The sequence below is a fragment of the Yinghuangia sp. YIM S10712 genome (assembly GCF_051388935.1).
GTDB lineage: Bacteria > Actinomycetota > Actinomycetes > Streptomycetales > Streptomycetaceae > Yinghuangia.
This window is the reverse complement of sequence record NZ_JBPKBI010000001.1, coordinates 831-24365: the sequence shown is the minus strand read 5'-3', so window position 1 is coordinate 24365 and position 23535 is coordinate 831. Positions and strand designations below refer to the sequence as shown.

The window sequence follows — 23535 nt, the reverse complement described above, 5'->3', positions numbered from 1 at the left end:
CAACCACCGGCCGGGGCCTGGACCGAACATCCCTTCAGCTACAAGGGAGGCACGACCGTGCCCAGCAACGTACAACCTGATCCCCTGCGCGTGGTGGGTCTCGACACCCTCGACGCCGCGGCGCGCGTTGTCCGCCGCGAACTCAAGGGCGCCGACACCAGCGGCGCGAACGCCGTCTACCACCACGCCCTCACCGTCAACGTCCGCGGCGTCGACGTCCGCCTCGACATCACGCTGCGCGGCCCCGACTGCCGGTCGCACGTGTACGAGCTGGACGGCCCGCGCCCCGACGACACGATGCAGCCCACCGGGCCGACGCCGGAACAGATGCTCGCGGCTCATGTCGCCGTGGCGCGGCAGGCGTACGAGAAGGTGACGCAGTCCGACGTCGGTACCGCGTCGTGGGCCGAACTGCTGGCCCAGCGCGCGGCCCTGCGCGGCACCCTCGGCGCGCTCCTCGACGCGATCGAGGGGTGCACCCGATGAGCACCACGAACAACGGTCCCGACCGCGACGACTACGCGGTGCGGTACCTCGTGAGCCTGACCCGCCTGTGCCGGAACCTCCTCGACGAGACCGAGGTCCGCAAGCAGTCCGGCATGTCGGAGATCGACTACGTGTACGGGCACGGCCAGTTGACGGCGATGCTCGCCGGGCTCGTCGACGCCGTCGCGTCCGCGCACCCGGAGGCGCGGCCGTGAAGAACGACAAGATGTCGCGCGCTCTGGCGTGGCTTGCGTTGCTGGCGGCCGTCGTCCTCACGGCGGCGGGTGAGTACGCGCTGTTCGTCGGGTGCGGGTTCGGCCGGTGGGTGTCCGCGGCCGGCCCGGTCTGCCTGGACGCGTACGCCGTGGCGGCGATCCGGGCGCGGCGTGAAGTCCTGCCCGCGGTGCTGCTCATGGTCGGCTCGAACGCCACGGCGCACCTGTTGCCAGCGGAAGGCCCTCCGGTCGGCGTGGTCGTCGCCGTGGCGTCGCTGGCTCCGCTGGTGCTGTGGCGGACTCACAGCCTGCTTGACCGAGAGGGCGTCCACGATGGCGGACACCCCTACCTCGAGAGCGTCGTCGACGACGACCAGGTGAGTAGGACTACTCACCTCGGGGTCGCTGCGGCGGCGGGTGACCATCTTCGCGGCGCCGCGGAAATGGTCGCCGTCGAGGATGCGGTGTCGTCGTGGGATGAGCCGTGGCGCGCGCCGTGGGCTGCTGGGGACATTGTTACCGGCACGTGGGATGACCACCGGCCCGGACCGTTGGCCGACCACACGCAACCCCAGGAAATCGCCGCACCCTATGGAACCCGGGCGGTCGCCCCGGTGGTAGCCGGGTGGCAGTCGACCACGCCCTCGGATGACCACCGACACGACCACCTCGGCGACCGGCAGGCGACCAGCGGAGTGGCAACCGAGGTGGTAGCCCCGGTGGTCACGTCGCGGCCGTCCGGCGACCGGTCACACGGCCACCTCGACGACCACGCAGACGACCAGCCGGGAACCTCCTGCGATCCCGGGAAGGTGGTCGCCCCGGTGGTAGCCGAACCGGTTCGGGACGACCACCTCGACGACCAGGCAGGCCACCAAGGGGACACGGCAGCGTGGACCCTCGACGACCAGGCGCACGCGGGTACCGTCACGGACGCAGACGCAACTTTGGTCCGGGCGACCACGGATGACGAAGGGTACGGGCCAGTCCGTACCCCTGCACCGGAGGGTACGCACAATGTGCGCACCCTTGAGACCGGCAAAGTTGCCGCTTTCCGTGCTAATCGAGTAGTCGAACCGACGCTCTTCGTCGACGCAGAGTCACCTACTGGTTCACCGGCCCCGGGAAATGACGCAGTAGCCGAGCTGTCCGACGCCGACCTGCGGAAAGCCGCAGGCAGGCTGAACCGGGAGGCCGTGCGGGACACCCGCCGGCCGGTGACGGTCGAGACGCTGCAGAACGAGCTGGGCCTGTCCCGCCGGCGTGCCGCTGCGCTGCGCCGTGAGGTCGTCGGGGGTGCCCGATGACGGAGATCATCACGCGCGGCTTGTGGGAAGAGCCGGACGCGTTCCCGGCGGTGAAGCGGCCGGGCCTCGACGTCGACGAGCTGATCAAGCTGGCGAAGTTGGACGGCCCGAAACCGACGCGCGCGGGTGCCGTGCCGACCACCTCGCCGGCCACCGTGGTTACCGGCAGGGGGACCACCTCGGGGCGCGCCGCGCGGCGCGTACACCACCTCGTACGCGGCCGGAAGGTGGCACCCAAAGTGGTCGTGCGGGTGGTCGCCCGGACCACCGGCCGCACCCTCCTCTACGGCACGTTGGGTACCGCGCGGGCGACCGGTCACCTGTGGCGGTGGGTCCGCGCCGACGACTACGGCGCGCACATCGGAACGAAGCCGGAGATGGTCGAGAAGATCCGGCGCAGGCGACGTCTCACCCTCGCGTGGACCGGCGGGCCCGCAGCGCTGTCCACAACGATCGGTGCGTTCCTGTGGACACCCACCCCGTACATCGTCGGCACCGCCGTCTTCGGCACCGCGGCGGCGGCCGAGTGGTGGCGCAGGCGACCCAAGGACGGCGGGCCCGCGCTGCTCACCGGGCGGATGGGCAGCAAAGCCGTACGCGAGGCTTTCGCGGCGTCGAAGCTGGGCGCCGTGCGGGTCGTCGGGCCGGTCGCGCGGGACGGCGGCGGGTGGACGTGCGTGGTCGAGCTTCCCGCGGGCATCCCGGCGAGCAAGGCGGTACGGCGCCGTGCAGAGATCGCGTCCGCATTCGGCGTCGACACCGTTCAGGTGGTCACGGACCCGCTTCCCGGGCACGCCGGAAGGCTGACCCTGATCGTGTTCGACACCGACCCGTACCAGGGCACGGCGCCGGCGCACCCGCTCCTGTCGCACACCGGGCCGTTCAGCCTGTGGACGATGCCGGTGCCGGTCGGCACGGACGCGCGGCAACAGCCGGTCGCGTTCTCCCTCGTCGAGCGGTCCGTCCTCATCGGCGGGGAACCCGGCGGCGGGAAGTCCGTCGCCGCGAACAACCTCCTTGCCGCCGCTGCGCTGGATCCGCACGCCGAACTGTGGCTTGCCAACGGCAAAGGCAGCGCGGACCTCCTCGATTGGGAACCGCTCGCCGTGCGGTCCGATCCGGACGCGGACCCGGACGTGTATCTGGAGATGATCCGGGACTTGCTCGGCGAGATGGAACGCAGGTACGCGCTCCTGCGCAAGCTGAAGGAACGCAAGCTGACCCGGGAAGTGGCCGACGGCGAAGGGATGCCGATGGTCGTCTTCCACGCCGACGAGTTGGCGTTCTACGTCGCGGGCAACAAGGCCGTCGCGGAGTCGCTGCGGGACCTGGTCGCGCGCGGCCGGGCCGCGGGCATCGTGACGAGCGTCGCGACGCAGCGGCCGTCCGCAGACGTCGTCCCGACGTCGCTGCGTGATCTGCTGTCGGTGCGTCTCGCGTTGCGGTGCACGACACCGCAGGCGAGCGACACCGTGTTGGGCGCCGGCTGGTCGGGCCGCGGCTTCTCGGCGGCGGTGATCTCACCGGAACAGCGCGGTGTCGGTGTGCTCTTGGCCGAAGGTTCGGAGCCGGTCATGGTGCGCGGGCACTTTCTGACCGACGCGCAGGTGTCCGGTATCGCGCGCCGCGCCACGGCCCTTCGCAAGGAAGCAGGCACGCTGCCCACCCTCGACACCGACCCGCGCGCCGTACTCCTGCGGTCCGTCCTCGACATCTTCGGGGAACGGCGCCGGATCATGTCCGCCGAACTCGTCGACAAGCTCGACCAGGCCGAGGATGCCGAGCATCTCGCCGACCTGCTCCGGCCGTTCGGAGTGGCCCCGGGCACGTTGTGGATCGACGGCGCGGCGAAGCGCGGATACGAGCGCGAGCACGTCGAATCGGCCCTCGACGCCCTGTAGGAACCGGTGCAGGAGGGGCGCAAGGACTTACGGCGAACCCGTAAGGATCTTGCGCCCCACACAAGAGGGGCGCAAGCCGCTGAGCAGCGATCTTGCGCCCCTTACGTGTCTTACAGCCCCCGAAGTCGGTGCAGCATGAGGAGTCCAGCGACGGCGTTCGCGGACTTGACTTCCCCGCGGGCGACCATGTCCGGGACGTCCTTCAACGGCACCCACTCGACGCGGTCCGACTCGAAGTCGTCGACGGGCGGACCAAGGTATTCGCCGTCCGGTGACCAGTAGATGTGATGCGTCGCGTCGGAGAATCCGTTGGACGGCTCGACCGTCGCAAGGTGCCGCAACTCACCCGGACGCCACCCCGTTTCCTCGACCATCTCCCGGCGCGCCGCGTCCTCGATCGTCTCCCCCGGGTCGACGACGCCGGCGGCAAGCTCCCACCCCCACGTGTCCGTGATGAACCGGTGACGCCACAACAGCAACACGCGGTCCGTCTCGTCGACGATGGTGGCGAGAGCGACCGGACGTTGCCGCAACAGGTAGTGGTCGAGGTGCCGGCCGTCGGGTAGCTCGACGTCCGCAAGCCGGATGGTGAACCACTGGTTGGAGTAGACGTCGCGCTCGCCGAGGTTGCGCCACTGCATGAGGTCATGACTCCTTGCCGCCGGGTGGCGTGCCCTCAGATGGGCATCGCAAGGACAGTTTCGACCCTTTCGGCGACGTCGCGCACGGGACGCGCGTCGGTATGCCGGGCAAGTCTGCGGTGCACGCCGCGAAGGTGGTCGTGCAGCCGCCGCGACTCCATCCCCTGCAAGGCGTCGAGCATCGCGGTTGCGGTCCACGCCGCGCGGTCGAGGTCGCCGCACGCCACGGCGACGCTCGTCATCGTCCCGAGGCGGTGCACCCGGCCGCGGGCGTGCGCGTCGACGCGTACGGCTTCCTCGGCGTAGGCGTGCGCGGCGCGAGCGTCGTTGAGGCTCAACAGGGCTTCGGCGCACTGCGCTTCGACCAGGCCCGGCTGCACGTACGCCGTCTCGGGTGGTTCCTCGCTCCTGCGGATGACCGCGGCTTCCTGTTCGGCCATGCGCATTGCGTGGTGTGCGCCGGACTGGTCGCGCATCCGCGCGTACGCCTTCGCCTGCATCGCGTACAAGTCCGCGGCAAGGGCCGGCGAAAGGTGCGGCCCGGCGGTCCGGATGCCTGCCTGCGCGAACGCGGTCGCCTGCCGGTACTCGCGCAAATACAGCGCCTGGTTGACCAGCAACGCGACGACGTACCCGCCGAACGCCCGGTCACCGGAAGCCTTCGCCATGCGCAGCGCCTGGTGAAAGTACGCCTGCGCGGTGCCTTGCCGGTCGGAGTCGTACGCGCAGATACCGGCGACGGCGACCAGGCCCCCGACGGCGCGCAGGAGTTCGCGGCCGGTGGCGTCGCTGTAGCTGCCGCGGATCGCGGGTGCGGCGTAGTCGTTGAGGAACCGCACGACACGCGGGTGCGCGGTCAACCCGCCGGATTGCCGGTACATCGCTTCGTAGTGCTTCCGCGCGGCGCGCAACACCTCAAGGTCGTCGGCGTCGACGTGGGCGGGCCCGCGGTGTGACACGTCGAGGTCGTCGGGCGGGTTCTCCCATTGCCACACCGGGGCGACGGCGGACATGCCGGTCGTGACGGCTTCCGCCTGCGCGTGGTCGTCCGTCCGGGCCTGGTCGGCGCGCCACATGGCGGGCGCCCTGTCGACGAACGCGCCGAGGGGGACCGAGGTGGGGTCGGCGTCGCCCCCGGCTTCCATGCCGACGTCTGCGGCCGTTACCGGGCGGTCGAGGCGTTCGGCAATCGCCGTGCACACCATGTCGACAGCCCACGGTCGCGGTCGCTGCCCACGTAGCCACCGACCGACCGACGTGTGGTCGTAGCGGGTGCTCCGGTCGGCTTCCGCGGCAAGGTCGTTGACGCGTTTCGCGAGACCCGCGCGCGACATGCCCGCCTCGTCGAGAAGCGTTGCCAGCAAGGTATTCGGGCCCATGTCGCCCCCGGCGCGTCGGACTCTGACTGCTCTCACGTCGACAGTAACGAAGCAGCGTTCACACCCCGTGTGAAACGCGTGCATCCGCGTCCCCGGTGCACACCTGATGCTGCCGGACCGGGCGGGGCACGCTCGACGCCAGACACCGCACCGGCGACCGAAAGGGGCGCGGCATGACGATCGACAGCCGACCGTCCGAACGGACCACCATGCCCGCGCTGGAGGGCATGGCCTCGATCGACAGCATCAGCGTCGGGCCGAGCGGCGACACGGAACGCCCGGTCGCCGTCCGGCTCGTCGACGACGGGCCCGTCGAAAAGCTGACCCGCGAAGACGCGTGGCGACTGTGGTACTTGCTGCAGTCCGAATTGGTCCGCACGCTGCCCTACCCGCCGTCGTACCCGCGAACGGGGCACCCGTGAGACCTCGTTGCCCTGATCCGCTCGACTTCCGCAACAGCCGCGGACCCGACCAACCGGACTCCCTCCAAGGGTCGACGCGTCTCGGGTACTGCGCGGTCTGCGGCAACGGGCCCGTACCCGTCGAGGGCGTGCCCCTCGAAACCGCGCGCGGCCCCGGCGGCACCCGCTGGTACTGCTGCCCCTGCTACCGGGCCCACGCATGAACCGGCGACCACGACCAGGCCGGCCACCCACACGACCACGCACCCGAAGGACACGACGATGACCACCCGCCGAACCGCACCCGCCCACCGGGTCACCGGCCCTGTCCGCACCGGCTACACCGGCGACCCGACGCGGCCCGTGTTCGTCGAGGTCGACGTCGAGGGACACGCCGAACCCGTACGCCTGCTCCTCGACTTCGACCAAGCCGAAGACGCGGACCTCGGGCTGTACAGCTTGCGGCCAAGCGTCGCAGGCGAGGAGCACCGCGCACCCGTCGCGTAGGCGACGGCACACAGACAGGGCCGGTACCCGGAGCGCGCAGACCCGGGTACCGGCCCTCAGCGGCTCTCCAAACGGGACAGCTCGGCGCGCGCGACCTCGGCACGGCGTGCGTACCCGGCCGCGTACGGCTCCGGGTTCGCCTGCGCCAACCGCTCCATGACCGCCACACGGCGACGAAGCGTCTTCCGCCGCTCATGCCACCGGAACCGGCACCGGTCCGAACAGAACCGCGGCAGCCGGCCACGCCCCGACGGAGCGAACTCCTGCCGACAGGACGCACAAGCGCTCATCCTGGGGACCTCCTGATTCGTGGGGCCGCGCAAAGGGCCCGAGCTGCGGCGCTACCGATTGCTCTCCCCGGCGGTCATGGCGGCGGCCGGGAGGGGGTCCTACCCCGGGTTTGGTCCGGCTTGTCCGTTTCTGGTTCGGGCTGGTTCGGCTCGTGATCGGCCTGGTTCTGGGGTTCCGTACGCAGGAAGATCACGTTTCCTGACGGTCTGCGGTGTGTGTCTGCGTGCGGGTGTCTGGGTGGGCCGAGCTTTGTACCTGGCGGACTTCCGCCGGCGGTCCGTGGCGGTCGTGGCGCGCATGGGGTTCGGGTTGTCGGCCCGGTGCTCGCTTCGTGCTTCGCATGCTCGTTTCGTTCGTTCGCGTTCGCTTCGTTGGTCTGTCGTGTGCATGCGGGTGGGGGTGGGGTGCCGGCCCCGGGCACGGGCCTACGTGTCGTGCCCGGGGGCCGGTCGGCGCTGGTCGGGTCTGTGCGAGGAAAGGTGACTCGCTCTCCGGCCATGGCTCCCGCTCGTGGTGGCCATGGCGTATACCGCGGGCGGGTGGCGTTGACGCCGTTTCAGGTGGCTACTCGGCTCCGGGGAAGACGGGCATGGGTGCTGTGAGCTTCGTCCCGCACTGCCTGCGCCTGCTGGTCGGGCGTGGGCATCCAGATCTCTCCACCGTGGTCCGCCATCCACGCGAGGTAGCGGCGGGTGTCGAGGTCGTGCCACGCGGTCCGGGCCGTGAGCAGCCGTGTCGGGTGCAGCGTGTGGAAGTTCCGGATGCTGGCGTACTTGTTCTGCGGGTCGTCGGAGCATCGCAGGGGCAGGGCGTCGCGTCCGGCACGTACGAGCCTGTACCGCTCGACGGCGCGGTCGACGGTGTCCGCGGCTTTGCGGACTTTCGCGGGCGCGTTGAGGAGTCGACGGTGTTCGGTTTCGCCGTACCCGCGCAGGATCACGTACGCGTCCTGGAACGTCTGCCATGTCTCGTCGAGTGCGGGCGCGAGGTGGTTGACGATGATGTCGAGGTGGTCGGCGGCAGCGCGGACGCGGGACGCCGCGCGGTCGAAGCAGATACGCATGGCGTCGAAGGCGTCTTGGTAGGCGCGTTCGGCTGTGCGTGCGTCCTCGATCATGGCGGGGTCGGGGAGTTCGGTTCCGTGGTGGAGGGCTTCGACGGTGGCCGCGGCGAAGTCGTGGATGGTCTCCTCGGCGTTCCGCGGCGGCTTGGGGTAGGGCATGGCCTCGACTTTGCGGAACGTCTCGCGTGCGTGGAGGAGTTCGGCGGGCAGGGTGTAGGCGCCTGCGTCGTGGCCGTAGAACAAGGCCGGGTAGGGAAGTTGCATCACTGGCCCCCGGGGGTGACGTCGCCGGCGAGTGCGGCGATGTCGGTGTCGGAGAGTCCGGTGAGTTCTTCGGGCCGGTGGAGGGCGTGGTCCATGCCGGTTTTGATGTTGCCGTTGAGGCTGGTTCGCCGCTGGTAGATCTCGCACATCTGGTTGTAGATGCGGGTGGCTTCGGGACGGCGGGAGAGGTAGTCGCCGAGGACTTCGTTCCAGCTTCGGTCGTTGGCGCGTTGGGCGACGGCGCGGGCGAGGAGTTCGTCTCCTGTTTGTTCGGCGCGTGCGAGGAGCTGGGCGGCGTCTTTGGAGCTGCCGAGGTTGGCGGCGCGGTCGTAGGCGTCGCGGGCTGCGATGACGGTTGCGGCGCGTTCGGCGGGTGCGGCGTATCCGGTGTCGTAGCCGAAGAGCCGGCGTTCGAGGTCGGGCCAGATCTTCTCGTCTTGGGCCTGCTGTTCTTTCCGGGCGCGGTCGAGGGCGGTTCGGGCCTGGTGGTAGGCGCGGGCGACCTCGACTTTCTTGGCGTCGGGGTGGACGTTGCGTGCGCCGCGGATGCTGTCGAGGTGGCGGCGGTAGGTCGCGCGGATGTCGTCGGGCTTGCTGGCCATGGGTTGTCCTTCCTGGGGTCATGCGGCGCGGTGGTGTCGTGCGGCGCGGTAGTGCTCGACGGTTTCGCGGTCGATGAGCCATGCGCCGGACGGGAGTTGCCGTGCGGTGAGTCGGCCGGTGGTGATGAGCCTGCGTACGTGTCGGGGGTCGACGGCGAGGAGTTCGGCGGCTTGCCCTGTCGTGATCCACGGTGGCATCGGGTCCGGGGATGTCCGGTCGGGGAGTCCGCCGGCGGACCGCCACGCGAGGGCAGCGAGGCGGAGCGCGACGAGGACGTTGTCGGTTTCGGGGTCTTGGCCGCGTACTTCGATGCGCAGGCGGTTGAGGTTGAGGAGCCGGTCGAGGTGTGCGGCGACCCGGCCGGGAACGATGACGACGGCCCCGTCTCCGTGGACGTATGCGGACGCCGGCCGGGTGCTGGTCATGGTCGTGTCCTCACGCGGCCGTCGGGCCGTCGTCGTCGTGGCCCTGGTCGTGGTCGAGGTGGTCGTCGACTTCTGCGGCTCGGAGTCTGGAGAGCTTCGCGGTGTGCCGCCGCCGGAGTCCTGCGGCGCGCGCGGCGGCGAACTCGGCGCGTGTCTGCGCCTGCTTCTCCCGTCGGCGTCGCGCGTCCTCGACCATGCGCCGGATGCGGTCGTCTGCGGTGTCGGTCACGGCCGTCTCACACCGCAATGAAGAGCTGCGGAAGGTCGAGCATCGCTTGCCACGCATCGCGGCGCCGAACGCGCGCCTGCTTCTCGACGACGACTTCCGCCGAGAGTGCCACGCGGGCGGCTTCGAGGTCTTCGAGCGTCCAGCAGACGTGCCCCGGCTCATAAGGCCGTTCGAGGGTGGCGCACGCGGTGCATCGCAAGCCGTCGTGCATGAAGTCGTGTTCGTTCCATCCCTCACGGAGGACCGACGTCAGCCACTCGGGCTGGCGGTGCTGGTTCGTGCAGTAGCTGGCTTGGGCGAAGGTGTCGGTCCAGTCCGACCAAAAGCCCGTGCGCCAGGTCTCGGGTGGGCTCACACGGGACCGGCGGAGTTCAGTGCCCATCTGCCAGACCACATGGCGGTGGTCAGTGCTCGCACATTCGATGATGTCGCCGGAGCCGTCGTCGCGGGTCACCTTCTTCTCGGGGCAGTAGTTGACGTAGCCCCACGGCGTCCCGTTCAGAGTCCCGTCGGGAGCGATGAGGCGCGCTTCCCGGAGCTGTCGGAACACAGCGAGCGTGACTTGCTTGCCGGTGATCGTGAGGCTTTTCACCTCGACCGCGGCCGTGGTGATCGTCGCGTTCTGGGTGGTGAGTTGCTTCGTCATGAGGCTTCCGTTTCCTCGGGTCGGTTCGCGGGCGGATTGACGATCCACGGGTGGACGTCGTATCGGGGAGAGGGAGGCCGGCCACGGGATCCGGCAGGCCGCTCCGGCGCGGGACGCTGCGCAATCCAGCCGTAGTCCTCAAGGTCGTTGAGGGCGTCCGTCATCGCTTCCATGTCCGTGGCCCACCTGCGTCCCTTGAGGGCCTGCCACGCGTCCCGCGCGGAGAAGTCCTTGGCGCGCACCTTTTCCGGGCGGGAGCGGAGCCACGCGACGATGTCCCGCAGCGGCTTGAGCCGGCCGTCGTGGTCCGCGCTCATCAGATCGAATGCGGCTTGTGCGTGCCGGATGAAGTACGGCGCCAAGCCGAGGACGTCGACCATCCGGGCGTGCGTAATTACGGTCGCTTCGGGGTTCTCGTACACCGTGAGGCAGGCAGCGACGCGGATGAGTTGCCCGCGGAGTTTGCCCGCCCAGTCGGCGATGTCGTGCAGGTCTCCGCCCGGCTGCCGACGAGCGGCGAAGCCGTCGTAGAACGCGCCGAACGCCTGCGTCGCCCCGGAGTCGAGCGTGAGCGTGGTTGTCTCCGGGCAGTTCCACACCCGTTCGATCACCGCGCGAATCCGCTTGGCGTAGTCGTCCGCGATGTCGAATGGGACCGACGGCGAGTCGAAGGTGTCCAGCCCCGAGGGCGCCGGGAGCGCGTACAGGAACCGGCCGAGCAAGCCGTTTTCGCGGAACTCGGGGTTCTTGCGCTCGACGCCGGCCAGGACGCCGGTCTGAATCAGGAGGGCGATCGACAGGAACGTCGACGCCATCCGCGCGGACGGGCGGCCGGTGCGGTCGATGGTGTACGGGCTGCCGCTGTACGCCTCAAGCAACAGGTCGGTGTTCGCCTGCCCCTTGCTGCCGTACAGCCCTGCGGCGATCTTCAACAAGCCTGCTTCGGAGGCCAGGACGCCGAGACGGCCTTTGTTGCCCGCCATGACCTTCCCGATGGCCTCAAGCGTCGCGTCGCCGATGAGCAGGCGCGGCAGCTCGGGCGTATCGCCGAGTTCGAGGAGCTTCATCCGCGCGCCCTCGGCGTCCGCCAACGCGTTCTCCGGCTTGTCGCCGGCGGCTTTCTGTTCGGCGCGGGTCATCTGGGCGGTGGTCACGCGGATCTGTTGGGCCAGCGCTTCGACCTCGGGCCGCGCGGCTTCGATGAGTTCCGTCTCGACGTCCCGCAGCGGCGCGGCGGCAGCATTGAGTGCGGGTGTCTTCTTGTCGGAGGAGTCGGCGAGCGCGACCAGGTACAGAGCGGTCGACTCGTACCAACCCGGCTTGACCTGTACGCGCCGACGTCCGCCGGTTGCTGCCGCGATGGTGCCGAGAGCAGCGAACGCGACCAGGTCGGGCGGCACTTGCAGCGAGGCGGCTTGTGCCTCGACGAATTCGCCGAGCGCGCCGAGGTTCGTGGTCGGAAGGGCAGGCAGCGGGACGGCGTCGATCGAGATCGGTTCGTCCCACCCGTCCATCCCGGGTTGCGTCCCAGAAATCCCAGAAAGCCGGTCGTCGTCCGCAGGCTGAGACTGCGTCGGGATTTTGGGATTTGTGGGACGCCAATCCGTATCGACCAGGTCGTGGAAGCCCTTCCCGGCCGTGACGTGGTCGAACGCGTCCTTCCCGACCGCGGGTTCGACGACCCGGACGGGCACGCCGACCCTGTCGAGCGACTCGGCGACCTGGGTGGCGTGCCTGCGTCCGGGTTCGTCGCGGTCGGCGATGACGACGACCTCGGACGCCCCGACGAAGTAGCGGCTGTACTCGTCGCGCCACTTCCCCGCGCCACCGATGTTGGTGGTCGCGGTCATCCCGACACCGGTAAGCGCGTCGGCGCACTTCTCGCCTTCCCCGACGAGGATGAGCCCGCCGGCCTGCGCAGCAGCGATGACGGCCGGGAGGTTGTAGGGGACCTTCCGCACGTCCTTCACGCCCGGCGTCCCGTCCGCCCGGAACTGCCGGAACGTCTTTCGCTCGTCGTTGAAACCAGGCTCGTACCTGCGGACCCGGCACAGCACCACGCCGCTCTCGTCGACGTACGGGTATTCGGTGATTTCGGGGCGCACGTGCTGCGGCCTCTCGGTTCGGGGCTCGTCGTACAGGTCTGACAGGCCCATGCCGAGTGCGGTCATCACGTCGGTGGTCTGGCATCCGGCGTGGCAGTTGACGACGGCGCCGTCTCCGGCCGCGTTCCGACCGATCGACAGGGACGGCGCGGCGTCTTCGTGGGCGGGGCATTGCCACGACGACCCGCGCCCGGAACGGCCGTGCGCGATGAGCGCGTTGGTGATGCGGTCGAGTGCGGTCATGCGCGCACCTGCTTTCCGCGGATGCGTACGAGGTAGGTCCGGCCGCACGGGGCACGGCGGATGCCGACACCGCGGTGTCGGTGCAGCCGGGCGCACTTCGGGCAGGTGACGACCACCTCGAACGTGCCGCGCGTGGCCAGGACCCGGCCGCAGACGGTGGGCGGTACGTCGATGAGCACGCCTTGAATGCCGCGGGTGTCCTCCCGCGTCACTGCGGGCTGTGCCACGATGTCTTCAGACCCGCCGCCCGTGTGGTCTTTCTGAGACCCGCCAGTTAGCCCCTGGCGGGTCTCTGTGCGTCCGGTCATGCTGCGGCGCCCCCCGAAACGGTGCGGTCGTCCAGCCACCGTGTGATCGCAGACGTGCGGTAGAGGACCCGTCCGGACCGTCCGGGCGCCGTCTTCACGTAGTCGGGACCCGTTTGACGCCACCTGCGTTCCGCGAGCGACTGCGGGTTGGGGAACGCGGCGGGCCACCGTTCGCACACCTGCTTCGGTGACAGCAACTCGTCGCCGTCGGCTTCGACGCGGACAACTTCGGCCTTCCGGGGTGGAGGCTTCCGGGTCATCAGGGCCCACCTTTCTGGGATCTGGTGGTGCAGGTAAGCACCAATTGGGCTTATGCTGCATCGCATGACGCAGATGGTAGCCGATACCGGCCCTAAAGCAAGGCGGATGATCCCGCATAGGCTGTCGTCCATGACTGAGCAGCAGCGTGGGCGACGAGCGATCGAGACCGGGCCGACGGGTAAGACCGTGGCCAAGAACTTGGCGCGCCTGCGCAAGCTGCGCGGGCTGACAACGCGGCAGATGTCCGCACTTCTGGAGCGCAACGGGCGTGCGATTCCCGCTTCCGGAATCACCAGGATGGAGAAGGCCGAACGGCCAGTCACAGCAGATGAGTTGATGGCTCTCGCCGTCGCGCTCGATGTCTCACCCGTGACGCTGCTTCTGCCGGCGGACGCGCGGGCCGACACGGAGATCACCGGCGGCGGCGTCGTCGACGCGCGGGATGCCTGGACTTGGGCGTGGTGCAACGAGCCGCTGAGGCTGCCCGAACGGGAGGAAGAAGCCGAGCGGGCGGTCACGGAATTTCTGCTCAACTCCCGACCGATCGGCTTGTTCACCACAAGGGGCGACGACCGGATCCCGGGCCGCGTGGCGTTCAAGATCACTGACCGGCAAGGCGCGCGAGACGCAATCGAATACATGGAGCAGCGCGGCACGGCGGCGCGAAGCACCGACGACGCGGGCGTGACCACGGTCGTCATCAGTTCGCCGGAAGAAGCCGAGGAGGGGGGCGACCGTGGCCAGAGTGTGGATTGAGGACCGGGAGACGCACGCCGACTACCAGGCCGCGATGACGAAGTGGAAGGCCGCGAAGAAAGCCGGCAGCAAGCGGCAGCCTCCCGGCCGGTGGCGGGTCCGCTGGTACGGCCCTGACGGGAAAGGGAAGGCTGCGACGTTCGGGAAGTTGCCCGCAGCGGAGAACCACGTACACGTGGTTGAGGCACGTCTGCGGGATGGCAGCTACCGGGACGCTTCAGCGGGCAAGGCCACCGTCGCCGAGGTCGCCGAGAAGTGGCAGACCACGCTCAACAAGATCGAGCCGACGACCCGGGAAACGTACCTCGACACCCTGCGCGTCCACGTGCTGCCCAAGTGGGGCGACTACCAAGTTCGCGGCGTCGAGTGGGAAGACGTAGCGGAGTGGGTCGGCGAACTGGCGGTCGGATGCAACGGTCGCAAGCCGGTCGGGCCGGCCAGGATCCAGAAGATCCATCTCGTGCTGTCGCTCGTCATGGGCCACGCGGTCCGTGCAAAGCGCATCGCCGTGAACCCTGCGGCCGGAGTGCCGTTGCCGCGGCCGGTGTCGCAGGATCACGTGTACCTGACTCACGGCCAAGTGGACCGATTGGCGAACGCGGCCGGCGAGTACCGGCTGTTGCTCCTGATCCTGGCGTACACCGGGCTGAGGTGGGGTGAAATCTCGGCCGTAACGGTCGGATCCGTCGATGTCGACAGGCGGCGTATGGCCGTGCGGCAGGCGTACAAGAAGACGCGCGGCGGACTGATCCTCGGCCTGCCCAAGACTCACGAGCGGCGGAAAGTCCCGCTCCTGCGGTCGTTGGCCGACGAGTTGGCGCCCCTGGTGAAGGGACGCGCACCGACCGAACTGCTTTTCTCGGCCCCGCAGGGCGGACCGCTGTACGGGGACAACTTCCGTACCCGCATCTTCGGTCCGGCGGTGAAAGCGGCCGGCCTTGCTGGTCTCGGGATCACGCCGCATAAGCTTCGTCACACGGCGGCAAGTCTGAGCATCGCGGCCGGGGCCGACGTCAAGGTCGTACAGCAGATGCTCGGGCACAAGTCGGCGACGATGACCTTGGACCTGTACGGGCATCTGTTCCCGGACCGCCTCGATGAGGTGGCCAGCAAGCTCGATCGGGAGCGTACCCGGAGGGCCGGACTACAGGCGGTTGCCGACATCCTGAACGCCCACCGCGCGCGGCTTTAGAAGCTGCCCGTTCCAAACCACGTGTACAAAATGTGTATGGGCGGCATCTCTGCCGCCCGTACACATACCCGAAACTGGGCTCTGACCTGCTGTGGAGCCATGGGGACTCGAACCCCAGACATCTGCCTTGCAAAGGCAGCGCTCTACCAGCTGAGCTATGGCCCCTCGGAAAGCCGGGGACAACACGATCGGCAGGTCCGCCGGCGCTCCCGAGCATATCGGAGAACACGCGTGCGGTCCGCCGCATATCGCGGGTCCCGTTCCTGTCGGCCGGGACCCGCGACTGCGTTGACGACTGGTTGTCGACCTTTCAGTGCCTGTGGGCGCGTTCGCCGCCGAGGCGGGCTAGCGCACCGAGCCCGCCGGGACCGGGTCGGTCGCCTCGGTCCACAGATCCTGCTCGGCACGGTCGGCCTGGATCTGCCGGTAGACCAGCAGTCCGGCCACAGCGGCCAAGGCCACCAGGATCAGCTTCTTCATTGCGTGCCTCTCCGTCCTGCGAGTGACGTCCGGCCCCACGACACCGCCGATACCGCTGATGTCGCGTCTCCCGGGCCGCGAAGGATCCGGGTCTTGGGGAGCTGGGGCCGACTCGACAATAACAGCTTGATTACCGGGCGGGGGGACCCCTGCGGTAGCCGCCTTCGCGGTGCGTTCCGTCACACGGTCGGGGCATATCGCAGCAAACGACCGGCGACCGTTCGCCTGCCGACGACGGACGCGGACCGCTGACGCAGCGTGGGCCACCACAACTCCTATGCTCGGCGGGGCGGGTTTCGGTCACGCATCGCGGCCCGCGCGATCAACCGAGACGGCCCGAGCCGTCCCACACGCGGTCCAGGAGGATCAGAGCAATGGGCGAGAACGTCTACTTCGACATCACGGTCGACAAAGAGCCGATCGGAAGGATCACCTTCAAGCTGTTCGACGACGTGGTGCCGCAGACGGCCCGCAACTTCCGGGAGCTCGCCACCGGACAACACGGATTCGGCTACAAGGGATCGGCGTTCCACCGGGTGATCCCCGCCTTCATGCTCCAGGGCGGCGACTTCACGCGCGGCAACGGTACCGGCGGCAAGAGCATCTACGGCGAGAAGTTCGCGGACGAGAACTTCCAGCTCAAGCACACCAAGCCGGGTCAGCTCAGCATGGCCAACGCGGGCCCGAACACGAACGGCTCGCAGTTCTTCATCACGACGATCGTCACCGACTGGCTGGACGGCAAGCACGTCGTCTTCGGCGAGGTCGTCGACGGCATGGACGTCGTCAAGAAGATCGAGTCCTACGGCTCCCAGAGCGGCACACCCAGCGCCCAGATCGTCATCGCCGACTGCGGCACGGTCTGACGCGCACCAGCCCCCCACCGACGGCCGTCGGCCCCGCGCCACGCGCGCCAGGGCCGACCCCCGCGCCGTCCCACCACAGCTCCCGGTCGCCATCGCTACGCTCGCGCCGGTGACGATCATCCGCTCCATCGCCCTCTTCGTCGCCGCCGCACTCGCCGAGATCGGCGGCGCCTGGCTGGTCTGGCAAGGCGTCCGCGAACACCGCGGCGCCCTGTGGATCGGCGCCGGCGTCCTCGCCCTGGGCGCCTACGGGTTCGTGGCAACCCTCCAGGACGATGCCAACTTCGGCCGCATCCTCGCCGCCTACGGCGGCGTCTTCGTCGCCGGCTCTCTCGCCTGGGGCATGGCCCTCGACGGCTACCGCCCCGACCGCTACGACGTCATCGGCGCCCTGATCTGCCTCGCCGGAGTGGGCGTCATCATGTACGCCCCCCGCGGCAACTGACGGGCCACCAAGCCGAGTTGGGGAGGCTCCGGGTCCTGGAATCCACCAACGACGGAGGCCCGGTCCCCCGCAAAGGGTTCCGCGCCGCTGACCTGCACGCTCTTCGGAGTGGGCCTGACAGCGATACTGCTCCGCCGTGGTCAGGCGTGGTCAGGGCCGCCCGTTGACACCAGTTGCGACGCGCCTCGACTGGTTGCGGCTCGTTCCTCGCCCCTACGCGGCCCTACCCCTTGGCCATGGCATTGATGATCAGAGTGAGTTCCTTGAACGTCTCGGCCTGGCTGAGGCCGACCATCCTCTCGTTGCCGTCGCTGTTGACCGTCCAGCGCTGCACCTTGAAGTCGACCGAGCACAGGGTGTCGCCGGTGGTGTACCTCGCCGTGATGGTTGACGAGCCCGCGACTCCTTCGCGCAGCGTGGCAAACGCGTAGCCCTGCTCGAATTCCGACAGCCGGTAGAAGGGGCTGAAGGTGCTGGATGCCGCGAAGGGACTGGGGGTGCCGGACGCCCCGGCCCCGCTCGCTTCCTTCAGGTGCTTGGACAGTTGCTCGTCCATCTGGTTGAGATTCTCGTACAACGGGCTGCAGTTGAAGGCCAGTTCGTATTCCATGTGGCCTGGCTCGATGTCCCGGACGCTGGGCGGGTCACCGGTGCGCCAGCCGATGCATTCGGGGTTGAATTTGGGCTTGATCGAGGTCGATTTGGTCACCATGCCCCCCGAGGGGTGGTTCCCGTAGTCCGCCAACGCGGCGGTGTAGGCGGGACAGTCCGCGGTCTTGAGCCGACCGAGGGGAGGGGGTTGGGACAGGTCCTTGAACTCCGTGCTCTCCCACACCCCAGGCGCGCTGCTGGGCTTCGCGTCCGGTTCGGGCCCACCAGGGACCGAGGGGGGCCTGGGTGCGTTTCCGGCCCCGCCGCCACCTGCCGGACTTTCGGCCCCGCCTCCGGGCGGACCGACCGGGTCGTCGGAACCCCCGCCGCAAGCGGTCAGCACCATCAGCGCGCACAGAACAGCGCCATAGACGAACCGTTTCGCCCGGGGATGGCCGACAGCGCGGGCAGAACGCATGCGACGTTCCGGAAACCTCATACGACCCGTCGGCTGCCGTTCCTGCGCGAAATCGCCTGTGCCGGCAGCGACATGAAATCCGCCGACGTCGGAACCTTGCATGCAGAACTCTCCGTTTGTTGGCGCGGGGGAAAAGCCGGGACAATCCAGCCCCTGGCTGTACAAGACCCTAGGGAGCCCGCGCCCCCCGCCGCGAGGGTCTTTTCCGACGGTGAATGTGCGCCGGGGAGTCATCCTGCACAGGCACGGCGGGGGCGAAGTGCTGCGCAATGCCGATGGCCCGTCGACACTGGGACCATCACGCTCCGGACGGGACGGCCCGCGTCGTCGAACGCACGGTAGGCCGACTCCGGCAATGACCACAGCTTCCGCGGGCCTGCATCACACATCGTCGTCACGAACGGATGCCACAGGAGTCATCCGACCGACCAAGCCCAAGCCGTTCTTGCCCCGCAAATGGCCCGTGTCGCCGTCGGCGACCGAAAGCAATCGCCGTCGTCGCTGATGGTCTGCGCCCAATCTGCGCCCAAAACGATCAAGAGCCCCTCTCCGCTGGCGGAGAAAGGGGCTCTGACCTGCACGCTCTGGAGTGGGCCTAACAGGACTTGAACCTGTGGCCTCTTCCTTATCAGGGTAGTTTGATCATGGCCCTGACCTGGGCTGATATGCCTTCGCCGTAGTCAGGGCCGCCCGTTGACATCAGTTGCGACGCGTTCCGACCGGTTGCCGCTCGTTCCTCGCGCCTAACGTGCGCCTATATATAGGTGTGCCTCGTGTGGCGGAGCGGGCTACGTGCCGAGCTTCCAGCGGAGTCCGGCCGGGGTCTCCAGCCACACCCATTGTTCCGACCCGTCGACGCTGAGACCGTAGCGGTCCGGGCTCGGGCGGCCCGCGTCGTCGAACGCACGGTATGCCGACTCCAGCAACGACCACAGCTTGCGGGGGCCTGCCTCGGCCACGTCGTCGTCACGGACGGACGCCACGGAGTCATCGCCGGCCCACACACGCGCTCCCGTGATTTGGCGCTCGTCGTTGAAGTCGTACTGCCAGATCAGATTCGGCGCGGCGATGGCGGCCAGGAACCGAAAATCGTTGTTCGCGAGCATGGCCAACGGCAGCGTCGACTTGCGGCCCTTCCCTTCGGGGAACGCGGGAGCGCGGTGGGGCACCCCGTCTTCCGGGGCATTGCGAAGCGGCATGAAGAATGCACCACCCGCGAGGAACCGGCCCTCGGCCGACTTCCGACCCGTGCGCCTGATGCGCGCCAACGCTCCGCCGATGGGCGCGAGGATGAACCCATCCGCGGTGAGCTGCTGCACCCATGGAAGCGGAACGGTGTCGACTCGGCACGTCGCGATGATGCGGTGGTATGGCGCGTACTGCGGGCATCCGTGCGCACCGTTCCCCGTGTCGACAACGGGTTGATACCCGGCGTCGGCCAACCGCTCCCGGGCGGCCTCGGTCAACTCGGGCACCACATCGACCGTGGCCACGTTGTCGCTGCCGAGCCGGTGCGACAACAGGGCCGCGTTGTATCCGGTGCCGCTGCCGATCTCCAACACCTTCATGCCCGACTCGACCTGGAGGGCGTCGAGCATGCGCGCCATGAGGGACGGTTCACTCCGCGACGACGTAGCGGCCCCGTCCGTGCGGTGTGTGACAAGCGCGCGGTCCGAGTAGATCGCGCTCAACCACTGCGCTCGGGTGGCCGCGTCGTCTCCTGCGATTCGCTGGCCGTTGCTGTCGTAGAAGTAGGGAACGAAGAGATGCGCCGGCACTTCCTCGAACGCGGCCCGCCATGCCTGGTCGGTGAGTAGGCCGTCGTTGACCAGACCATCGACCAAGTCGGCGCGCATCGCCGCGGCTTCGTCCGCGATGTCGAGTGAGCTGGTCATACGTTGCCCTTCTCCAAGAGGTCGGCAATGGCGGCGGTGATGTCATCGCGGACGAGATCGATCCATGCCCACTGTCCACCCGTGTTCACGTCGATGAGCCAGTGGGTTCCTGTCGAGTCAACGATGAGATCAATCCCCGCGAACACCAGGCCGAGACTGCGCATCATGTCGTTGAGCCCGCGTTCGATCGACGCGGGCAACTCGTCGGCCTCGTAGCGCAGGTTGCCCGAGTCTCGTCGCCAGTCAAGGCGTCCCGGTCCTTCGGGGGCGTGGATTCGCACGGGGAACATCCGGTTCCCCACGATCGTCACGCGCACTTCGTACGCCTTGTCAACGATCTCCTGCTGAAACAGGTGCGTGGTCAACCCGATTCGGAGGTTCGGCCAGTCCTGGGGCGGCACGCGCGACGTGTAGAGCTGGCCGCGTTTGCCGTCTTCCGTGTGGACGATGCCGCCGAGAGCCTTGGTGATGATCCGGCGTCCGTGGCGCATCGCGAACGGTGTCACGGCGCTCGGGTCGTTGGTAATCAGGGTGGCCGGCACTTTCAGACCTGCGATCGTGGCGGCCGAGAGCTGCCGTGGCTTGGTGCAGTCGGCGATACGTTCGGGCTGGTTGACCCAGAGCACATCGGGCAGCGAGGCAAAGATGCCCGCGAACGCGCGCTTGGCCTGCGACGCGGCGAACGCCTGCTCAGGCGTGCTCATCGAGTCTGCGAACGCGAACGGTGTGGGCTTGCGCCACCACACCGCGCGTAGCTCCGACCAATCGACTCCGCGGCCGTCGCGCCGGAGATCGCCGACCCAACTTCCATCGGGCCGCAACTCGGACCGTAGCTTGGTCGATAACGGGAAGTGCGCCAAGTCCGTACGCCAGAACGGCACTTCACGGCGGGAGAGTTCGCGCAACACGAAATCGGCGGTGGGGTCAAGATCGTGAGTGACGACGAGCACGCGCGGTTCCTCACCACGCGTGCTCGTGCCCTTGGGCTTCGTCGCCATGCTCAGTCGTCGTTCTGGTCGGTGTCGACGGAGATCACGGTCTGCCCGTCGGACTCCGTGTTACAGCTCGACCCGGCCACAATCGCGGGGTCCGTCGCCAGGAACACTTCGCCGTTGACGGTCGAGAGTTGCGTTTCGGGGTCGAGACCGACCATCGGCAAAGCCGAGAGGTCGACGGGAACGGCGTGCGTCATGGCGTCGAGCCCATACGGACGGGTGCGCTTGGGCCCGGGGGCGTCGGCCGAGACGTCGTGTCGCAGCGTCGGCAACCGCTCGATCAATGCGGACATCTGTTCCTCCTCGTGCGCTTGAACGATGGACGGCAGACCCGGCAACAACCCAACGGGGGGAACGCTTGTTACTGCCGGGCCCGCCTTGGCGGCGGCGCTGTGGGCCACGCCCTGACCGCGACTCCAGGCAACCGCCCTGTCCATCCGGTGACGAGGTACGAGAAGAGGACGCTGGGAGGACTTTTGCTCACCCCCCGCGATTGCGGCCTTACCGTGGACGTAGACGAGACATCGGGGGAACGATGGCCGATCGCAAGCCAGGGAATCCGCTTCTGGTAGCTGCTCGAACTCGGCTCGGGTGGCGCACTCAGCAACAGTTCGTCACGGCGTACAACGCGTGTGCTCTGCGCCTGGGAGAAAGGGCGTCGATCACGGTTCGGCAAGTCCGCCGGTGGGAATCGGCGATGCCGCCGTGGCCGCGTGAGGACGCGCAACGCATCCTGCGCAAGCTGTTCGGCGTGCCGCTGGACTGCCTTGGCTTCGTTCCACCCGCCCCGTACTACGTTGCGCACGGACAGGAGGAAGACCCCGTGCTCCGACGAACTTTCCTGCAAATCGCCGGTGTTGGCGGTGCCGAGTTGGTATCCGAACCTTGGGGGCGGCTGTCTGCGGCGCTCCGTGCTCCACGCGTCGATCGAGCAAGTGCCGGCGCTTTGGTGGAACGTACGGCGGCTCTCTTCGCCGCTGAGGAACGGCATCCGGCACGTCAGCTCTACCCGGCGGCTGCCGGTCACGTCGACCAAATCGCCGGACTCATCGCTTCCGCGGGGGAAAGCCGCTTGGCACTCACCGTGGCGGCCGGGGAAGCTGCGGCACTCGCGGGGTGGCTGGCCTGGGACATAGGCGAGACCGACACCGCCCGCGGTTACCTTCGTACTGCCATGGCCGCGTCCGAAGAAGCCGATCATCCGGCGCTCGGGGCGCTCGTCCTGGGATACGCCTCGTACACCGTCGAAGACCCGCGACAGGCAAGGAAGATGCTCACCGCCGGGCAAGAGCGCGTCACCGGCCCCGGTTGTGCAACCGCTCGGGCTTGGCTGGCCGCGCGTGAGGCTGAAGAGGCGGCGGCCTCGGGGGATCAGGAGGGGGCGATTCGGGCCCTCGAACGGGCACGCACCGCCTACGACTATGCCGATCCAGCGAGCGAGCAAGCTTGGGTTCGGTTCTTCGGCCCGGCCCGGCTCGATTCGCTCGCGGTGTCGACGCTGGCCCGGCTCGAACACCGCGACTTGGAACAGGAAGCGGAACGCACGGAGTCTCGGCTGGGCGCCAATGATGCCAAGATCCGGGCCGTGGTCCTGGCGGACGTTGCGGCGGCTTACGTTCAGGTCGGCAACCTCGATCGCGCGGCAGTGACGGCCCGGCAGGCAGCAACGGCGACAACTCGCGGTGAGGCAACACTCGGTCGGCAAAGGCTGCTGGACCTCGTGGACCGACTGCCGAGCCGCAACGTCCAATCCCGTGAACTGGGCGAAGAGTTGCGGGCGGTGCTGGGCTAGTCGGCGGCGGGCTTAGCAGCCTTCGGGTCTGCGGTCTCCTCAGACACCCACGTGAGGTAGGCGGGGTTGCCCGCGACGATCGGCCCGGCGATGACCTCGGGTACGTCGTAGGTGTGTTCGACCTTGATGTGCGCTTCAAGGTCGGAGTACCGGCCAGCCGTGGTCTTGAAGATGACCTGCCACTCCTGGTCGCGCTGGACCTTGCCCTCCCACCAATACACACTCGTGATCGGTCCGACGATCTGGGCGCACGCCGCTACCCGCGCGTTCACCGCAGACTCGGCAAGCGTCGCCGCTGCCTCTTCCCCGTCGGTGGTGGTCAAGACGGTCAGATAGTCAGTCATGCCGCGAGCGTATCCGCCCAACTGCCTTACAAGCTGCGGCCCGTGCGCCCGAACTCCTGCGGGTGCTCGTCGTCCTGTTGCTCATCGTTAATTTGCGTCTCGGGAAGGCGACCACAGACAGGTGAGCCGCGAGAAGCTGAGACCCCGAGACTGAGTCGGGACTCAACCGGGCCACAGACCGTAACGACCACTCCATCACGGTTTTTGCCTTGCGTCGGGACGGCGCCTGAGGGTGGCGCCGGAACGCCCGCCAGGGCGGGCCGGTGACGGGCTCCCGCAGAACAACGACGATCAACTGCGGCTTCCCGTTTGTGTCGTGGGGTACTCGGCCTCTCTTTCGTTGCTGGCCTATGCGCGCCGCTTGCTTCTGGCGCGGGCAGGCGAGCGGCGGGCCGGCGCGGTGGCGGAGACATGGAGCGGCGGGCC

General features: G+C 68.6%; 27 protein-coding genes and 2 tRNA genes. 11 read left to right on the top strand and 18 right to left on the bottom strand.

Annotated features, from left to right (window positions below; translation table 11 throughout):
• The first annotated feature begins 57 nt into the window (after positions 1 to 57).
• Genes ACRX5W_RS00150 through ACRX5W_RS00135 form a run of 4 tightly spaced genes read left to right on the top strand, consistent with a single transcriptional unit; the run spans position 58 to position 3909 of the window.
• On the top strand, positions 58 to 486 hold the full coding sequence (locus ACRX5W_RS00150) for a hypothetical protein (protein ID WP_436785791.1): 429 nt from the start codon (positions 58 to 60) through the stop codon (positions 484 to 486).
• Positions 483 to 701, top strand: a complete 219-nt coding sequence (locus ACRX5W_RS00145; protein ID WP_436785790.1) for a hypothetical protein — start codon at positions 483 to 485, stop codon at positions 699 to 701. The genes ACRX5W_RS00150 and ACRX5W_RS00145 overlap by 4 nt, the downstream gene beginning before the upstream one ends.
• Positions 698 to 2008, top strand: coding sequence for a hypothetical protein (locus tag ACRX5W_RS00140; RefSeq protein WP_436785789.1), 1311 nt, complete (start codon positions 698 to 700; stop codon positions 2006 to 2008). Before ACRX5W_RS00145 ends, ACRX5W_RS00140 begins: the two co-directional genes overlap by 4 nt.
• On the top strand, positions 2005 to 3909 hold the full coding sequence (locus ACRX5W_RS00135; protein ID WP_436785788.1) for an FtsK/SpoIIIE domain-containing protein: 1905 nt from the start codon (positions 2005 to 2007) through the stop codon (positions 3907 to 3909). The genes ACRX5W_RS00140 and ACRX5W_RS00135 overlap by 4 nt, the downstream gene beginning before the upstream one ends.
• Before the next feature lie 110 nt (positions 3910 to 4019).
• Here ACRX5W_RS00135 and ACRX5W_RS00130 read toward each other — a convergent pair whose 3' ends face one another.
• Positions 4020 to 4550: an NUDIX hydrolase gene (locus tag ACRX5W_RS00130; protein ID WP_436785787.1), complete on the bottom strand. Its 531-nt coding sequence runs from the start codon at positions 4548 to 4550 to the stop codon at positions 4020 to 4022.
• Positions 4551 to 4585: 35 nt separating this feature from the next.
• Positions 4586 to 5929 carry a transcriptional regulator gene (locus ACRX5W_RS00125; protein WP_436786736.1) on the bottom strand — a complete coding sequence of 448 codons (1344 nt, stop codon included), beginning with the start codon at positions 5927 to 5929 and terminating at the stop codon, positions 4586 to 4588.
• Positions 5930 to 6102: 173 nt separating this feature from the next.
• On the opposite strand from ACRX5W_RS00125, the gene ACRX5W_RS00120 reads away from it, so the two are divergent.
• On the top strand, positions 6103 to 6351 hold the full coding sequence (locus tag ACRX5W_RS00120) for a hypothetical protein (RefSeq protein WP_436785786.1): 249 nt from the start codon (positions 6103 to 6105) through the stop codon (positions 6349 to 6351).
• Between the two features lie 261 nt (positions 6352 to 6612).
• Positions 6613 to 6837: a hypothetical protein gene (locus ACRX5W_RS00115; protein ID WP_436785785.1), complete on the top strand. Its 225-nt coding sequence runs from the start codon at positions 6613 to 6615 to the stop codon at positions 6835 to 6837.
• Between the two features lie 847 nt (positions 6838 to 7684).
• Here the strand turns inward: ACRX5W_RS00115 and ACRX5W_RS00110 are convergent.
• The 8 genes from ACRX5W_RS00110 to ACRX5W_RS00075 all read right to left on the bottom strand — a co-directional run bounded on the left by ACRX5W_RS00110 (position 7685) and on the right by ACRX5W_RS00075 (position 13274).
• Positions 7685 to 8455, bottom strand: a complete 771-nt coding sequence (locus ACRX5W_RS00110) for a hypothetical protein (protein ID WP_436785784.1) — start codon at positions 8453 to 8455, stop codon at positions 7685 to 7687.
• Complete coding sequence (locus tag ACRX5W_RS00105) at positions 8455 to 9057, bottom strand: hypothetical protein (protein ID WP_436785783.1); 603 nt, start codon at positions 9055 to 9057, stop codon at positions 8455 to 8457. The genes ACRX5W_RS00110 and ACRX5W_RS00105 overlap by 1 nt, the downstream gene beginning before the upstream one ends.
• Positions 9058 to 9075: 18 nt before the next feature.
• Positions 9076 to 9483 (bottom strand): helix-turn-helix domain-containing protein, encoded by a 408-nt coding sequence (locus tag ACRX5W_RS00100; RefSeq protein ID WP_436785782.1) that lies wholly within the window; start codon positions 9481 to 9483, stop codon positions 9076 to 9078.
• A 10-nt stretch (positions 9484 to 9493) separates the two neighbouring features.
• On the bottom strand, positions 9494 to 9712 hold the full coding sequence (locus tag ACRX5W_RS00095; RefSeq protein WP_436785781.1) for a hypothetical protein: 219 nt from the start codon (positions 9710 to 9712) through the stop codon (positions 9494 to 9496).
• 7 nt (positions 9713 to 9719) lie between these two features.
• Entirely contained in the window at positions 9720 to 10358 is a 639-nt protein-coding gene (locus tag ACRX5W_RS00090; RefSeq protein WP_436785780.1) for a hypothetical protein, read from the bottom strand.
• Positions 10355 to 12706, bottom strand: coding sequence for a DUF3987 domain-containing protein (locus ACRX5W_RS00085; protein WP_436785779.1), 2352 nt, complete (start codon positions 12704 to 12706; stop codon positions 10355 to 10357). The genes ACRX5W_RS00090 and ACRX5W_RS00085 overlap by 4 nt, the downstream gene beginning before the upstream one ends.
• A complete protein-coding gene (locus ACRX5W_RS00080) occupies positions 12703 to 12933 on the bottom strand; it encodes a hypothetical protein (RefSeq protein ID WP_436785778.1) in 231 nt (76 codons plus the stop codon). The genes ACRX5W_RS00085 and ACRX5W_RS00080 overlap by 4 nt, the downstream gene beginning before the upstream one ends.
• 77 nt (positions 12934 to 13010) lie before the next feature.
• Positions 13011 to 13274 carry a DNA-binding protein gene (locus ACRX5W_RS00075; protein ID WP_436785777.1) on the bottom strand — a complete coding sequence of 88 codons (264 nt, stop codon included), beginning with the start codon at positions 13272 to 13274 and terminating at the stop codon, positions 13011 to 13013.
• Positions 13275 to 13404: 130 nt separating this feature from the next.
• On the opposite strand from ACRX5W_RS00075, the gene ACRX5W_RS00070 reads away from it, so the two are divergent.
• Together ACRX5W_RS00070 and ACRX5W_RS00065 are read left to right on the top strand one after the other, a co-directional pair.
• Complete coding sequence (locus tag ACRX5W_RS00070; RefSeq protein ID WP_436785776.1) at positions 13405 to 14031, top strand: helix-turn-helix domain-containing protein; 627 nt, start codon at positions 13405 to 13407, stop codon at positions 14029 to 14031.
• Positions 14012 to 15223: a tyrosine-type recombinase/integrase gene (locus tag ACRX5W_RS00065; RefSeq protein ID WP_436785775.1), complete on the top strand. Its 1212-nt coding sequence runs from the start codon at positions 14012 to 14014 to the stop codon at positions 15221 to 15223. The genes ACRX5W_RS00070 and ACRX5W_RS00065 overlap by 20 nt, the downstream gene beginning before the upstream one ends.
• A 92-nt stretch (positions 15224 to 15315) precedes the next feature.
• On the opposite strand, the gene ACRX5W_RS00060 is transcribed toward ACRX5W_RS00065, so the two are convergent.
• Positions 15316 to 15388: transfer RNA gene (locus ACRX5W_RS00060), tRNA-Ala, on the bottom strand.
• Between the two features lie 180 nt (positions 15389 to 15568).
• Positions 15569 to 15703: a DLW-39 family protein gene (locus ACRX5W_RS00055; RefSeq protein ID WP_231779397.1), complete on the bottom strand. Its 135-nt coding sequence runs from the start codon at positions 15701 to 15703 to the stop codon at positions 15569 to 15571.
• Positions 15704 to 16077: 374 nt separating this feature from the next.
• Here ACRX5W_RS00055 and ACRX5W_RS00050 point away from each other — a divergent pair, with 374 nt between their 5' ends.
• Together ACRX5W_RS00050 and ACRX5W_RS00045 are read left to right on the top strand one after the other, a co-directional pair.
• A complete protein-coding gene (locus ACRX5W_RS00050; RefSeq protein WP_436785774.1) occupies positions 16078 to 16569 on the top strand; it encodes a peptidylprolyl isomerase in 492 nt (163 codons plus the stop codon).
• A gap of 109 nt (positions 16570 to 16678) precedes the next feature.
• Complete coding sequence (locus ACRX5W_RS00045) at positions 16679 to 17014, top strand: YnfA family protein (RefSeq protein WP_436785773.1); 336 nt, start codon at positions 16679 to 16681, stop codon at positions 17012 to 17014.
• 223 nt (positions 17015 to 17237) lie between these two features.
• Here ACRX5W_RS00045 and ACRX5W_RS00040 read toward each other — a convergent pair whose 3' ends face one another.
• From ACRX5W_RS00040 to ACRX5W_RS00020, 5 genes are all read right to left on the bottom strand, one after another.
• The gene (locus ACRX5W_RS00040) at positions 17238 to 17849 is read right to left on the bottom strand and encodes a hypothetical protein (RefSeq protein ID WP_436785772.1); all 612 of its coding nucleotides are present in this window, start codon (positions 17847 to 17849) and stop codon (positions 17238 to 17240) included.
• An 824-nt stretch (positions 17850 to 18673) separates the two neighbouring features.
• A tRNA-Leu gene (locus ACRX5W_RS00035) sits at positions 18674 to 18734 on the bottom strand.
• Positions 18735 to 18871: 137 nt separating this feature from the next.
• Positions 18872 to 19978 (bottom strand): methyltransferase domain-containing protein, encoded by a 1107-nt coding sequence (locus tag ACRX5W_RS00030; protein ID WP_436785771.1) that lies wholly within the window; start codon positions 19976 to 19978, stop codon positions 18872 to 18874.
• Complete coding sequence (locus tag ACRX5W_RS00025) at positions 19975 to 20976, bottom strand: MvdC/MvdD family ATP grasp protein (protein ID WP_436785770.1); 1002 nt, start codon at positions 20974 to 20976, stop codon at positions 19975 to 19977. The genes ACRX5W_RS00030 and ACRX5W_RS00025 overlap by 4 nt, the downstream gene beginning before the upstream one ends.
• 2 nt (positions 20977 to 20978) lie before the next feature.
• On the bottom strand, positions 20979 to 21266 hold the full coding sequence (locus ACRX5W_RS00020; protein WP_436785769.1) for a hypothetical protein: 288 nt from the start codon (positions 21264 to 21266) through the stop codon (positions 20979 to 20981).
• 242 nt (positions 21267 to 21508) lie between these two features.
• Here ACRX5W_RS00020 and ACRX5W_RS00015 point away from each other — a divergent pair, with 242 nt between their 5' ends.
• A complete protein-coding gene (locus tag ACRX5W_RS00015; RefSeq protein ID WP_436785768.1) occupies positions 21509 to 22765 on the top strand; it encodes a transcriptional regulator in 1257 nt (418 codons plus the stop codon).
• On the opposite strand, the gene cutA is transcribed toward ACRX5W_RS00015, so the two are convergent.
• Positions 22762 to 23109 (bottom strand): divalent-cation tolerance protein CutA, encoded by a 348-nt coding sequence (gene cutA, locus ACRX5W_RS00010; RefSeq protein WP_436785767.1) that lies wholly within the window; start codon positions 23107 to 23109, stop codon positions 22762 to 22764. The two genes, ACRX5W_RS00015 and cutA, sit on opposite strands and share 4 nt — an antisense overlap.
• Positions 23110 to 23535 lie beyond the last annotated feature (426 nt).

Bases quoted from the DNA above. Each gene is read 5' to 3' on its own strand.
- ACRX5W_RS00025 (WP_436785770.1), bottom strand. From the start codon at position 20,976: ATGGCGACGAAGCCCAAGGGCACGAGCACGCGTGGTGAGGAACCGCGC.
- ACRX5W_RS00130 (WP_436785787.1), bottom strand. From the start codon at position 4,550: ATGCAGTGGCGCAACCTCGGCGAGCGCGACGTCTACTCCAACCAGTGG.
- ACRX5W_RS00015 (WP_436785768.1), top strand. From the start codon at position 21,509: ATGGCCGATCGCAAGCCAGGGAATCCGCTTCTGGTAGCTGCTCGAACT.
- ACRX5W_RS00105 (WP_436785783.1), bottom strand. From the start codon at position 9,057: ATGGCCAGCAAGCCCGACGACATCCGCGCGACCTACCGCCGCCACCTC.
- ACRX5W_RS00020 (WP_436785769.1), bottom strand. From the start codon at position 21,266: ATGTCCGCATTGATCGAGCGGTTGCCGACGCTGCGACACGACGTCTCG.
- ACRX5W_RS00135 (WP_436785788.1), top strand. From the start codon at position 2,005: ATGACGGAGATCATCACGCGCGGCTTGTGGGAAGAGCCGGACGCGTTC.
- ACRX5W_RS00115 (WP_436785785.1), top strand. From the start codon at position 6,613: ATGACCACCCGCCGAACCGCACCCGCCCACCGGGTCACCGGCCCTGTC.
- ACRX5W_RS00090 (WP_436785780.1), bottom strand. From the start codon at position 10,358: ATGACGAAGCAACTCACCACCCAGAACGCGACGATCACCACGGCCGCG.
- ACRX5W_RS00100 (WP_436785782.1), bottom strand. From the start codon at position 9,483: ATGACCAGCACCCGGCCGGCGTCCGCATACGTCCACGGAGACGGGGCC.
- ACRX5W_RS00055 (WP_231779397.1), bottom strand. From the start codon at position 15,703: ATGAAGAAGCTGATCCTGGTGGCCTTGGCCGCTGTGGCCGGACTGCTG.
- ACRX5W_RS00110 (WP_436785784.1), bottom strand. From the start codon at position 8,455: ATGCAACTTCCCTACCCGGCCTTGTTCTACGGCCACGACGCAGGCGCC.
- ACRX5W_RS00050 (WP_436785774.1), top strand. From the start codon at position 16,078: ATGGGCGAGAACGTCTACTTCGACATCACGGTCGACAAAGAGCCGATC.
- cutA (WP_436785767.1), bottom strand. From the start codon at position 23,109: ATGACTGACTATCTGACCGTCTTGACCACCACCGACGGGGAAGAGGCA.
- ACRX5W_RS00085 (WP_436785779.1), bottom strand. From the start codon at position 12,706: ATGACCGCACTCGACCGCATCACCAACGCGCTCATCGCGCACGGCCGT.
- ACRX5W_RS00120 (WP_436785786.1), top strand. From the start codon at position 6,103: ATGACGATCGACAGCCGACCGTCCGAACGGACCACCATGCCCGCGCTG.
- ACRX5W_RS00030 (WP_436785771.1), bottom strand. From the start codon at position 19,978: ATGACCAGCTCACTCGACATCGCGGACGAAGCCGCGGCGATGCGCGCC.
- ACRX5W_RS00125 (WP_436786736.1), bottom strand. From the start codon at position 5,929: ATGGGCCCGAATACCTTGCTGGCAACGCTTCTCGACGAGGCGGGCATG.
- ACRX5W_RS00145 (WP_436785790.1), top strand. From the start codon at position 483: ATGAGCACCACGAACAACGGTCCCGACCGCGACGACTACGCGGTGCGG.
- ACRX5W_RS00075 (WP_436785777.1), bottom strand. From the start codon at position 13,274: ATGACCCGGAAGCCTCCACCCCGGAAGGCCGAAGTTGTCCGCGTCGAA.
- ACRX5W_RS00070 (WP_436785776.1), top strand. From the start codon at position 13,405: ATGACTGAGCAGCAGCGTGGGCGACGAGCGATCGAGACCGGGCCGACG.